The 12,432-nt window shown below is 31.9% G+C and carries 12 protein-coding genes and 1 pseudogene; 2 read left to right on the plus strand and 11 right to left on the minus strand.

All coding sequences use genetic code 11. From position 1 onward, the window contains the following. Positions 1-204: 204 nt before the first annotated feature. The 7 genes and pseudogenes from ATE84_RS26510 to ATE84_RS00030 form a co-directional block, all read right to left on the minus strand. Positions 205-729, minus strand: a pseudogene (locus ATE84_RS26510) (efflux RND transporter permease subunit). Beyond that, on the minus strand, positions 638-1,384 hold the full coding sequence (locus ATE84_RS26515; protein WP_233195719.1) for an efflux RND transporter permease subunit: 747 nt from the start codon (positions 1,382-1,384) through the stop codon (positions 638-640). Before ATE84_RS26515 ends, ATE84_RS26510 begins: the two are co-directional and overlap by 92 nt. Positions 1,385-1,460: 76 nt before the next feature. After that, entirely contained in the window at positions 1,461-1,862 is a 402-nt protein-coding gene (locus tag ATE84_RS00010; RefSeq protein ID WP_233195720.1) for a hypothetical protein, read from the minus strand. Positions 1,863-2,964: 1,102 nt separating this feature from the next. Next, on the minus strand, positions 2,965-3,852 hold the full coding sequence (locus ATE84_RS00015; RefSeq protein WP_101444773.1) for an IS1595 family transposase: 888 nt from the start codon (positions 3,850-3,852) through the stop codon (positions 2,965-2,967). 46 nt (positions 3,853-3,898) lie between these two features. Beyond that, complete coding sequence (locus tag ATE84_RS00020; protein ID WP_101444775.1) at positions 3,899-4,336, minus strand: hypothetical protein; 438 nt, start codon at positions 4,334-4,336, stop codon at positions 3,899-3,901. Further along, a complete protein-coding gene (locus tag ATE84_RS00025) occupies positions 4,317-4,700 on the minus strand; it encodes a hypothetical protein (protein ID WP_101444776.1) in 384 nt (127 codons plus the stop codon). Before ATE84_RS00025 ends, ATE84_RS00020 begins: the two co-directional genes overlap by 20 nt. A 3-nt stretch (positions 4,701-4,703) precedes the next feature. After that, positions 4,704-5,336 carry an AraC family ligand binding domain-containing protein gene (locus ATE84_RS00030; protein WP_101444778.1) on the minus strand — a complete coding sequence of 211 codons (633 nt, stop codon included), beginning with the start codon at positions 5,334-5,336 and terminating at the stop codon, positions 4,704-4,706. A gap of 310 nt (positions 5,337-5,646) precedes the next feature. On the opposite strand from ATE84_RS00030, the gene ATE84_RS00035 reads away from it, so the two are divergent. Both ATE84_RS00035 and ATE84_RS00040 read left to right on the plus strand, forming a co-directional pair. Continuing rightward, positions 5,647-7,188, plus strand: coding sequence for a polyamine aminopropyltransferase (locus ATE84_RS00035; RefSeq protein ID WP_101444779.1), 1,542 nt, complete (start codon positions 5,647-5,649; stop codon positions 7,186-7,188). Between the two features lie 9 nt (positions 7,189-7,197). Further along, the gene (locus ATE84_RS00040) at positions 7,198-8,709 is read left to right on the plus strand and encodes an FAD/NAD(P)-binding protein (RefSeq protein WP_101444781.1); all 1,512 of its coding nucleotides are present in this window, start codon (positions 7,198-7,200) and stop codon (positions 8,707-8,709) included. Positions 8,710-8,716: 7 nt separating this feature from the next. Here ATE84_RS00040 and ATE84_RS00045 read toward each other — a convergent pair whose 3' ends face one another. Genes ATE84_RS00045 through ATE84_RS00060 form a run of 4 tightly spaced genes read right to left on the minus strand, consistent with a single transcriptional unit; the run spans position 8,717 to position 12,431 of the window. Continuing rightward, positions 8,717-10,255, minus strand: coding sequence for a polyamine aminopropyltransferase (locus ATE84_RS00045; protein ID WP_101444783.1), 1,539 nt, complete (start codon positions 10,253-10,255; stop codon positions 8,717-8,719). 26 nt (positions 10,256-10,281) lie between these two features. Continuing rightward, a complete protein-coding gene (locus tag ATE84_RS00050) occupies positions 10,282-11,151 on the minus strand; it encodes a DUF350 domain-containing protein (protein WP_101444784.1) in 870 nt (289 codons plus the stop codon). A gap of 34 nt (positions 11,152-11,185) precedes the next feature. After that, positions 11,186-11,887 carry a hypothetical protein gene (locus ATE84_RS00055; RefSeq protein ID WP_101444786.1) on the minus strand — a complete coding sequence of 234 codons (702 nt, stop codon included), beginning with the start codon at positions 11,885-11,887 and terminating at the stop codon, positions 11,186-11,188. Between the two features lie 10 nt (positions 11,888-11,897). After that, the gene (locus ATE84_RS00060; RefSeq protein WP_101444787.1) at positions 11,898-12,431 is read right to left on the minus strand and encodes a DUF4178 domain-containing protein; all 534 of its coding nucleotides are present in this window, start codon (positions 12,429-12,431) and stop codon (positions 11,898-11,900) included. Between the last annotated feature and the right edge of the window lies 1 nt (position 12,432).

Genomic DNA, 12,432 nt, shown 5'->3' on the forward strand with positions numbered 1-12,432 from the left:
ATCAAAATAATGAGCTGTCCAAAAATGGCTGAATTCATCATTTTTGAAGCTCCAGAAGATGTAATTTCATCTTTAGGTGTTGTTGTTCAACTTTCGAACAAGCGTTAATTTCATCTTTCTTTTGTGTAATTCGAAAGGCAATAAACTCTACTATAATGACGGCACCGTCTATTATGATTCCAAAATCTATAGCTCCTAGACTCATCAAATTGCATCCACCCCAAAGATGTACATTAAAGATAATGCAAAAAGCAAACACAATGGAATAACCGATGCTACTACTAGTCCAGAGCGAAAATTCCCTAATAGTAAGACAACTACAAAAATTACAATCAAACATCCAAGAATTAAGTTCTCAGAACGGTAAAAGTTGTTTTAGCGATCAGTTCACTTCGATCAAGAAAGGCATTGATATAAACTCCTTCTGGTAATGATTTAGAGATTTCTGCAACCCGCTTTTTTACAGCTTCAATTAACTTTTTTGGAATTTGCATCTTTAAGCATCATAACTTGTCCCAAGACTTTTTCCCCTTCACCATTACCCGTTATTGCTCCAAAGCGAGTAGCGCTTCCGAAACCTACTTTTGCAACATCTTTAATATAGACTGGTAAACCATCTTCATTTTTGACAACGATATTATTGATGTCGCTCAAAGAGGAAACAAGACCTTCTCCACGAATAAAAAAATGCTTGATTAACTTTCTCGATATAACCACCACCTGAAACACTATTATTCATTTCTAATGCCTTAAAAATATCATGCACTGTGATATTCATTGCATTAAGTTTTTCGGTATTAATAGCAACTTCATATTGTTTTAAGAAACCACCCCAGGTATTAACTTCAACGACACCGGGAATACCAGAGAGTTGCCGTTTTACTATCCAATCTTGTATTGTTCTTAACTCTTCTGCATTGTACTTATCCTTGAACTCTGGTCGTACATCAAGAATGTATTGAAAGATTTCTCCTAATCCTGTGGTAATAGGTCCCATCTCTGGTGTCCCAAAGTTTTCAGGAATTTTTTCTGATGCAGATTTTATTTTTTCGGCGATAAGTTGTCTTGGCAAAAAGGTTCCCATATCATCTTCAAAAACAATGGTCACTACCGATAATCCAAATTTTGAAACAGAACGAATCTCTACAACACCAGGTAAATTTGCCATTTCTAATTCTACAGGATAGGTAATAAATTGCTCCATGTCTTGTGTAGAAAGATTACGTGATGTTGTAATCACTTGTACCTGATTATTCGTGACATCAGGGACAGCACCAATAGGAATTTGAGATAAGGAGTACAATCCAAATCCTATAATAAATGTTGTAAATAAAAGAACAATAAATTTATTCCTAATACTAAAATTGATAATATATGATAACATAACTCATAATAATATAAATAAGATTACATCAGCGTATATGCACTGATGTCTAAATAGATAAAACTTATAAAATGAATTATGCTTGCCGTGGTGGCTGAAAGATTCCTGACAGATGACAATTATAGTCAGGGGATTGGTAGAAAAAAGTAGTAGAAGAGTTCTTCTGCTCTTCTATTTTATTCTGATCATTCTTATTGTCATTGATGATTAAGGCCAAAAAAGAATTTGTTGATCCTTGATGTTGAAATGGAAGTTGCTCATGCTCTTCTTTCTCTTCTTGATGCTCCTTATGATGTACTTGTTTTAGCTCTCCATAATGCTTAGAAATGAACACAACAAAATTATCACCATACTCATCTGCATGAAATTTGGCATGCTCCATTAACTCATCTAATTGTACAATATCATTTACACCGACATTGAAACTTTGAGTTAATACTAAACCCGAGATTACTATAGATATTAACTTTGCGATCATCTTGTATATGATAAAGATAACTCATTTTAAGGAAAGTTAATTGATTTGTAGTTAATTCGAAACTGATCTAAATTAAGAAAGAAAAAATCTCCTCTTTTAGATGAACCAGGATATTTGTATAAATGCAATAATTGAGATTGATCTCCATTTTTTTAGAAAAAAAAGCCTCACATTTATATGAATTTTTTCTTTGTGGCGAGAACAGAACTCGAATACTGAATCAACTCTAGCATAGGCTCTGTGGCCTTCGGGTTATGAGAATGATTCACAGATCACTCAACCAACTACTTATAAGTGTTATACAAATTTTAAAGTCAACAAAACACCACAAATAACAATATTTCACTATACCTTTATTATCACATCATCATCCACAGTTTCATTAACTCTTTTATCTTTTTTGAAATAATTTAAAAGATTAAAATTTGCATTTTTATTAACAAGTACCTCTTTTAGTGATTGCTCTTTTTCTTTTTTGATCAAATAAAAATCGTCCTGATGAAACTTATAAATATACTCTTTAGCAACATATTTATATGAATTCCATTCTTTTTTATTTTACAGTTATGATTACTCATCGACCACTTTTGAAAATTTGTGCTTTTGAAAAAATGAAATACTGTTGATTCTAAATCATAATGATGACGATTAATTCCATGAGTTAATCTCATAGAAACAGTTTGCCATTTCAAAGAAAAATTCAACCACCATAAATAATCAAATAGTGTTATTATTTCAATTGGAGATTTCTTGAGTTGAGGTTCTATAAAGTCAATAATTTTACTTGTATATTTATAAGTCCCCAGTTTCTGGTGATAACAAAATCTAAAATTTCAGGATATGGACTAAAAGCATCTCCGGTAATAATTGAGTATTTAAGTTTATCGCTTCCAAAAAGTTGATCGCCGTGCTCCCCAGATATAATAATTTCGTCTTGTGCAATATGATCTATAATAGTGGTCTGAATGATTTCATAATTCAGTTTATCTTGGCTAAGTTCTAAAAAGCATATTATTTACTACTATGTTTTTAAATTCCATCCAGGCAGTATTGGAAGCAAAGGCTATAGCTGCTACGGTTGCCATTTTACTGGTTGAATTTTTTATTTTTCTAAGACTAAAAACCAATTCAGATAATTCTGAAGGTATTTTGTTGCCACTCCATTGAAGGGCTCCATAAATTTCCTTAGACGCATATCCATATTATTCACATTTTGTACGTGATATATTTTGTCAACAGCTCTTTGACCCTTCGAAGCATTAAATTTTTTGTGTGCTACCTTCTTGTCTTTTGCAAATGCAGTATAGCTTCTGTGACTGTCGCTACAAAGGGTTTCTACTTTAGCCAACTTCCCTTGTAATATAGTCTCCAAGTCACTTTTACTAATGCGACCTCTGGTAGCTACTTTGAAATCTTTGTTCCCTGATCGGTCACAACTGGCTATCACAGCTACTTTTTCATTACTGAGACCAGCTTTACTTGCCTTTGCGCCACGTTTTCTAGCAGGACGATCCAAATTTCGATTCCCTTTTTCAGAGTAAGCAAAGAAAAGATCATCACTCTCTAGGATTCCTTGGAATTCATCCACACTTACGCTCCCAAAGGAGACAAGTAATTTGTGCCTCCAATCAAAAGAAGTCTGAATAGAAATCCCTGTTTCTTTGGCACTCTTGCGAATACTATATCCAGAGAGTAAACAGAATAAATAACGATTAACTTTGTCTTTCTTCTTGAGGTTGTACCAGAACTTACCGGTAGTTTCACTAAAGTTTTTATGACAAGTATTACAAACATAGCGCTGTACTCCTTTGAGCTTACCATTAGCCTTAATTTTATTGCACTTACAATGAGGACAGCTTATGGCTTTACTCTGATTGCTATCAATCAGGGCTGAACCCTCAGTAGAGATCTCCAATAATGTGGAAACAATTTCTGATTGAACCAAAGCCGATGAACTAATGAAAAAATCTCTAAAATCTTCTGGTATCATTTCTCCGTTTTTATAAAGTAAAGATAAAACATATTCTAATTAGAACTTAGCCTTTATCTTTTATGATATCATTAAAAAATTTGGGGTATTCAATAATAGATTCTTTAGACAATACTATTTGTAGCCTATCGATATCATCTGTATCCGTTAATTCTAGGATTAATGAAATTAAAGCAACAGTAGAATCTATTCCACCTGACCACAATACTTTTAATTTGCCTTTTGTAGAACTAGTAATCTTAGTTGCTCTGATTCTACATACCTCATCAAAAGTTAAATCGGTATTAGACTCATCCGGTATTTTATCTATAATTCTAAAATCAATTCCCGAATCAATAGTTTCTGTACGATCTATTAATATTGTTCCAAAAAATTCACAGCTTTTTAAATATACAGGGTTTACTTTTTTTTTCCATAAACGATTGCGAAACAATTGTTTTTTGGACAAATAATACACCTGACTATCAAGATTTGGCAAAGACATCTTCAGGTTGTTTTTTACAAATTTCTAAATATTCTTTTAATTGACTTTCAATAAGTGTTATATCAAAATCTAAAAATGAAGATGTAAACACCCCTGTAAAACGAATCTTATCATTGATACGATTAATTCTTAATAAAGGAAATCTTTTTTTAAAAATCCAAAAAACAGTACTAACTCCTTCTATAAGCCACTCATTCTTTTTTCTTCTTATTTGGTGAGTAATGTTATATCTTTTAACTGAAGAACTATGCTCATAGGTAACAATTCTTTCTCGTATTAAAAAATCTTTTCTGGTAGTCGTACACATGTGATTGAATTCTTCTAAGAAATCAATAATGATTTTATCTATTTTTTCATTTTCCATTTGTTATATCATTACAGTACCGTTAAACATTGGGTGATTTTTTTCTAACGCACCTACTGAGGAATAAATATGCAAGGGTATTGCTATTAATGGTTTTTCAGTATCCGTTTCAAAATGATGTGGGCACATTGGTTCTAATATACATACCGAACCCGGTTCTAAATCTGTTACTATATTTCTGTTTTCTATTCCCACAATACTTTTTCCTACCCCTTCTACGATTAGAACAACCCGAAAGGTTGAATGAATATGATGCTCTTGTTCTTTGCTAAAAGGAGGCATCTTAAGGTATTGTAATGTAGGGTCTCCTAACCTTATAGGAGGAAACAATTGTTTCGTAGAACATCCATTAACATAAGGTAGCGTAGTAACTCCTTCTAAAGAAAAACTAGCATTAGGGTGCATATACCCTCTGATTACAGTTGCTAAATATTTTGAATTTATTGTACAAGGTCCTTTCTGTACTTTTACCTCTTTTAACTCACTATCAAAATAATAAACACAATCTCCCTTTTCTACTTTTATTTTTTGCAACCCTATATAGGAAGTAAAAAAATAAAGCTGATTTAGATCACTCTCAAATATTTCTTGATTTTTTACATGAAAATAATGTGCTCCAAATATTTCGTTCGTCATAGTTTTAAATAAACATAATGTTATTAGGATTAATTCTTTGAGTTTTGATTCGAAACTAAAAAAGTAAGTTTGAATTAAAATACTTCTCGCTGACCTAACCGATTCCTAGATAATTAATCTATGGGAATTATATATAAGATATAAGTTCAAAACTAAACATTTAATTAAATTACTACTATATTATATGCTAAATTTTGTATTCTTTATACTTTAGATAAGTTAATCATAGTAGTCTACTTTCTTTCATTTTTTTCTATGTAATTTTGAAACGACTATAAGAGCACGATTGTAAATCCTAATAATACATAAATTGTCACAAAAAAAGTCTAGAATCCTTAAACTAGCACTATTTGCTACAGGACTGTCTGGGATTGTTGCAGAATATATCCTATCAACCTTAGCTACTTATTTCCTTGGAGATTCTGTGTTTCAATGGACGATGATACTTTCGATCATGTTATTTTCTATGGGAGTAGGAAGTAGATTGAGTACATTTTTTACCACTAAAATTTTAGAAAAATTCCTAATTGCAGAACTTTTATTATCATTACTCACTTCTACAGCTGCTCTCACTACTTATTTCTTAATGGGAATGACAGAAAACATAGGAGTGGTTATATATAGTTTTAGTATTGCTATTGGATTATTAATTGGTGTGGAGATTCCATTAGTAACTCGTATCAATGAAGAAAATGAAGAATTAAGAACCAATATTGCCGGTGTAATGGAGAATGATTACTATGGTAGCCTTATTGGTGGGTTATTTTTTGTCTTTGTAGGACTCCCTTTTTTGGGGTTAACTCATACTCCTTTTATCCTTGGAGGAATTAATTTCCTAGTAGCGATTGCTCTTTTTGTAAGACTCAACAAATATGTGGATACCTCTTACAAATTATCCTTTAACATTGCAATTCCTGTTATATTATGTACCATTTTGTTTTTAAGTTATAACGCAGATGAAATCGTATTGTACGGTGAACAAGAAAGATATAACGACAAGGTAGTATTCTCTAAACAAACACGTTATCAAAAAATAACAATTACGCAATGGAAAGAACATTATTGGTTATATTTAAACTCAAGCAAACAACTTTGTACTTTTGATGAATTTTTATATCATGAACCTTTAGTACATCCGGTAATGAAACTTACTAAAGACCCTCGTAACGTGTTAATTCTTGGAGCTGGAGATGGTTGTGCTATCAGAGAAGTCTTAAAATATAAAAACGTACAACAAATCACACTAGTCGATATTGATCCTGAAATGACAAAAATTGGAAAATCCAATGAGATTTTCACAACGATGAATGATAGTGCATATTATGATCCCAAAGTAAAGGTAATTAATCAAGATGCATTTCAGTTTTTAGAAAATACTTCTGCATTCTACGATGTCATGATTCTGGATTTCCCAGACCCTAAAAGCATTGATCTAAACAGGGTATACACCAAGGAATTTTATCGGCTTTGCCATCGTAGATTAAGACCTTTTGGGCATATTATTACACAAGCTGTTAGTCCTTATTATACTACTAAGGCATTTCGATCTATCGAAAAAACAATAGGTGATTCAGGTTTTAATGCACTTCCAATTCGTAATCATGTGTATTCATTTGGAGAATGGGGCTGGGTAATTGGATCTAAACACGAAAGTAAAAGCAAACTCAAAGAACGGCTTTTGGATATGACCTTTGATGATATAGAGGTAGAATGGATCACCAATGAATCCATGAACTTGATGACCTCTTTTGGCAAAGATTTAATCAAAATAGATAGCGTAGAGGTAAATACGGTTCGCAATCCTGTACTCTATAAATATTATTTAGATGGCACATGGGCTAAATTTTTATAGGAGACATTCATGGATAGACGTCAATTTTTATATCTTAGTGGAGGACTGATCACTATCGCATCTTGCAAAAAATCAGATAGAGAGGTCAAATCCAGACCTAATTTCCCTATCCATATTGATTCAAACAGTGCTACAGGGCATCTCGTTAAATCTGCAGTTCAGTTACCAGTTACTACAACATTAACCACAGAAACACTAGTTGTAGGAGGAGGAATATCAGGAATGGCTGCGGCCTGTTCTTTATCATCAAATGATTTTATAGTTTGTGAATTAAACTCAAGCTTAGGAGGCACATCTAGTGCTTTATCTATTAATAATGTATTTTATTCTCAAGGAGCGCATTACGAACATACCTATTTACATAATTATGGATATGAAGGTTTAGAATTATTAAAAAAATTAGATGTTATAAAATTCAATTCATATACTAATTTATGGAATTTTGTAGACCAACAGCATCTTGTTCCTTCTCATCAGGAAGAAGCTTGTTATGTTCACGGAGAAATGAAATCTTCAGTTTTATTAAATTCTGAACTTCGCAAAAACTTTTTTGACTTGATACGAAGTTTTAGAGGCAAACTTCCATTACCAAGTACCCTAATATCTTCAGAACTCCATTATCTTGATCAGATTACTTTTTTTGAATACCTTGATAAATACCTACCTATTGATAACACATTTATCAATGCAATAGATTATCAAATGCTAGATGATTATGGAGGTACTACTAAACAAATTTCGGCGTTAGCCGGTATTCATTATTACACTTGCAGACCTTATTACACCAACAAAAACATAAAAACATTTTCGCCTACTGAGGGGAATTACTATTTTATTAATAAAATGAAGAATTACGTTCCTTCTAGTAATATACATTGTAATCATTTGGTCTTTGAACTGAAAAGAGAGAACGAAAAATGGCAGGCAGATATATTAGACACCAAAAATGGAGTGCGAAAAAAAGTAGTCTCGAATACTGTAATTTATGCAGGCCAAAAGCATGCTTTACAATATATAAACCCCACATCATTTCATCAGTTTAATGATATTTCGTACACTCCCTGGGTCGTTATTAATATAATGCTTACCGATGATATTGCATTACCTAACAGTAAATGGCAAAATGATTTTATATCTACAGACACTACATTTTTAGGGTTTTCCGATTCTAAAATCCAAAATCCGAAAAATGATCGAGTTCTAACTGCATATTATTGTTTTCCTGATATGCATCATTATAGTGTTCAGAATTTAGAGACTTCTTATGACTCGATTGTTCATGAAACAATCAAAAAAATGTCTGCCTATTACAAAAAAGATATTAGCCGTGCTGTAAGAGAAGTATTTATTAAGTTACTGGGGCATGCAATGCCAATTCCACAACCTGGTTATCTAACTAAACCTAGAAATCTATTGATCGATGATCTAGCTTTTGCAGGCGCAGATACAGGTCGTTTACCTCTCTTATTTGACGCTTTAGATTCTGGAATACAAGCTGCAAAAACGGTTTCGAATATCTAACATTTTTTTAATACATATCCCAATTACCATTCAAATAATACTTATAAAGCATGGGAGAGTTAATTGTATTGATTTCGACCTGAGATGTATCTGTAAGTGGTTTTCCGAAAGAGGTAATTAAATCTATTGCTTCTTTATTGAGCCATTTATTATTAAGATTTTTATATGAAGCTTGCTTTAACCGCTTTATCATCTGTTCTTTGGTATGTTTTTTACTACCCAATATCCAACCCCACTCACCTAAAGTCAACACTTGATTATGCATTTGTAAGTTAGTAAAACCAGCTGTTTTCATTGTTTTATCAATACAATAAAACGCTTTTGTCGCATAATAAGGGCTTCCAGCTTGTGTAATAATATGACCATTAGGTCTCAATGCATGGTGTGCTAAACGATAAAACTCTAGTGAGTAGAGCTTATTAATTTCTATGGTTTTAGCATCAGGCAAATCCACTATTATAATATCATAATACGTTTCGTTTTCTTTTAAAAAAGTAAATCCATCATCATTTACAATGGTTACTTTAGGGTTTTGCAGTGCTGATTCATTGTATTTCACAATCCCTTCAAACTCTTTACCTAGCTTAGTCATCGCCGGGTCTAAATCTACAAGTGTAATAGTACTTACTTCTTCGTATTTTAGTAGTTCTTTTACATTAAAACCATCTCCTCCTCCGATGATCAGGATATTTTTATGTTCAGGAGTTAGTGCCATAATGGGATGCACCATTGGTTCATGATATAAAAATTCATCGAACGTACTTAACTGTTGATTTCCATTAATGTACAACCAATAATGCTCTTTCCATTGTGTAACAGTAATATGCTGGTATTTAGATTGTTCTTGATAGACTATTTTATCTTTATACCTTGATTGTTCACCGTATAAAATTATTTCTTCTGATGAAACAAACCCAATACTTAAAATAACAGCTAACAAAAATATGCTGATGTTTATCCATTTTTTTTCTGTAATTAACATACTTCTATAATTCCAAAATAAAAGTATGGCTACTATAAAATTTAAGGTTCCAAAAACAAATGCAGTATTCGTAATCCCTAATTCTGGAAGACCCCAAAAGGCGAACAACAAACCTCCAATAAGACTTCCTATATAGTCCCAAGACATAATATTGGAAATATTTTTATTTAAAGACTCATGAGTTTCATTAAGCCTTGTTGCTAAAGGGATTTCAAATCCTATACAAAAACCTACAGACAATGCTAATCCGTATATAATAATATTTATAAATTCTGTTTTTGCAGCGAATACATATACTAATAATGGAGAAAAGCTAATCAGAATGGATAATGAAAATTCTATAAAAAGAAATGCTAATAATAAACGTTTAGTCACCAATCGACTCATACGACTACCGATTCCCATAGCAAACAGCATTATAGACAATACAATAGTCCATTGTACTATTAAGTTTCCTATAAAATAAGATGCCAATGTTGACAAAATAAATTCTGAGGTTAACCCAGAAACCCCTGTCGCAAAAATGGCAATTTTAAGCCATAAGCTCTTATTTGTTTTTAGCATAAATAATTTTAAAAAAAAGCGGAATCTTATGCAAAACTTAGACAGATAAGTATCGATCCTCCTATATATGAAAAAGCTTCAATGATTGCAGCTCCATTATTTGGTTTTTCTTGATTTACAATTTCATCAGTAAGATTTCTTTTAGGGAGTAATATTTTATCCGTTAAGACCCTTGCTAAAGGCAGTAATAACAGACCTATTCCTGTTTCCAGCAATAAATTTTCTCCAACTACAATCCAACTATCCGCTTCCATTTGTGTTCCAAAACGCACCAAATTAGCAACTGCCACTATGGCTCCTGAAAACCCAATTCCTACAGCTACATTATCCTTTTTGATATACTCGTGGATATCATATGGTGTTATCTTATTATATACAACACTCACTAACGCCAAAACAAACTGTGCAATCAACCAAAGAATAAGTATTTCGAAAAAATTATCTTGATTTTCTGTAATTACACCATAAATTACTAAACTATTGGCAATGCATATAGCAGCTTCTAAAATACCGACACCGACATTTTGATCCTCTACAATTTCTTTTTTTATTGAAAACTTTCTTAATATGACTTTGTCGGAAATTAAAATAGATACATTCAGCAAAAAAATGGATAATAAGCCATATATCCCAACTTCTATAAGGTCATCCACAATATGTCCGATCCCTTCTCCAGAATATACAGCAGATATTACGATCACCATTGCGATATAATAACCAACATTTGCAAATGAAAACGCCAAATTATCCTTTTCTACTAATTCTTGATCCATATTAATGCTTCTATGAAACAATTGATATACTTTTTTACCGATTAAGAATAAGACAAAACTGACGATTAAATAGATTAATGCTGTAATCAAATTATCTATAGTTTCTAAAAAATTAAACTGCATATTCTATTGAATTAATGACTTGTTAATATAAAGATTATTTTCCAAAACCTGTACTTCTTGATCTACTTCCTGATCTGCTTCTTGAAGAAGACCAACCTGATTTAGAAGCTCTTCGCCTAAAGAAATTAGGCTTTTCTTTTCTGGTTTGTTGAGAATTCGTGCCATAACGTGAACTACCTCCTTTTTTAGGACCATAGTAGTTTCTTGACCCATAGTATCCGCCTCCGCGATAGGTATCATAGTCGTTTCTATAGATTGGTCTATTAATCATACCGAACATTTGATTCATGAACATATAACGCCCATAGAACCCCCAAAAAGTACTCCCATTATGAGTTCTCCATTCACCATATCTACTATCACCAACATACCCATATCCAGGCGGCGACGCAACTTTAGAAATCTTTCCTTGACCTTTTTTTTCTAAAATAACCATTCCCAGATTATCTTCATGCTTAGCAAAAAACTTCTTATCTACTTCAATCCAATCAGAAATTTGCTCATATGGCGTATCATCTTCTTTGTGTTTGATGACCCTATATTTATGTGAATATGTTTTAAAAAAAGTACCATCGACATCCATATCTTCTAAAATCACAGAGAATTGTTTTTCATTACTATTCTCTACAATATAATTATCTAATGGTGTTTTTTTGAAATTCTTAGTACCACAACCCACAATACTTGTGATGAGAAATCCTGCTACTATTACTTTTATAAAATTTGATTTACTCATTTTTACATTTTTATCTTGGAAGAATATTAGAAAACTCAAACTCTTTTACATAGTTCCCATGAGCTACTTCAAATTCTTCTTCGCCAACTCTATCGATAGAGATTAACTCTTTATTATCACTATTCTGATACGTCCAATTAACCAGTTCATCGTAGCCTTCCTCATCACCTTCTTCCATACAATGACCTAAACTAGAACTAATTTTTACAAAAGTAGTATTATTATAGTTTATAGAATTAGGTGCTTCATCAGTCGAAGTTATAATTTCTATTAAATTAGGTAAAATATCTAATACGTCGATTTTATTCCAAATAGAACAGATTAAATCATCATCTTCTTCTACATAAAGATATAATGATTCATCACCTGAATCCAAGAAATATTCTCTCGAAAAAGAGTTATTCCCCCAATCGTATACATATACGTTCTTAACTTCCCAAGTTTTTAGAAAATAATCCAGTATATATCCTTTTTTAAGATCATTTACTGTAAAATCAACAATACTTTCTGGTTTGTCTTTTTTAAAAAAATTAAATATTCCCATA

Source organism: Aquimarina sp. MAR_2010_214, from assembly GCF_002846555.1.
Lineage (GTDB): Bacteria > Bacteroidota > Bacteroidia > Flavobacteriales > Flavobacteriaceae > Aquimarina.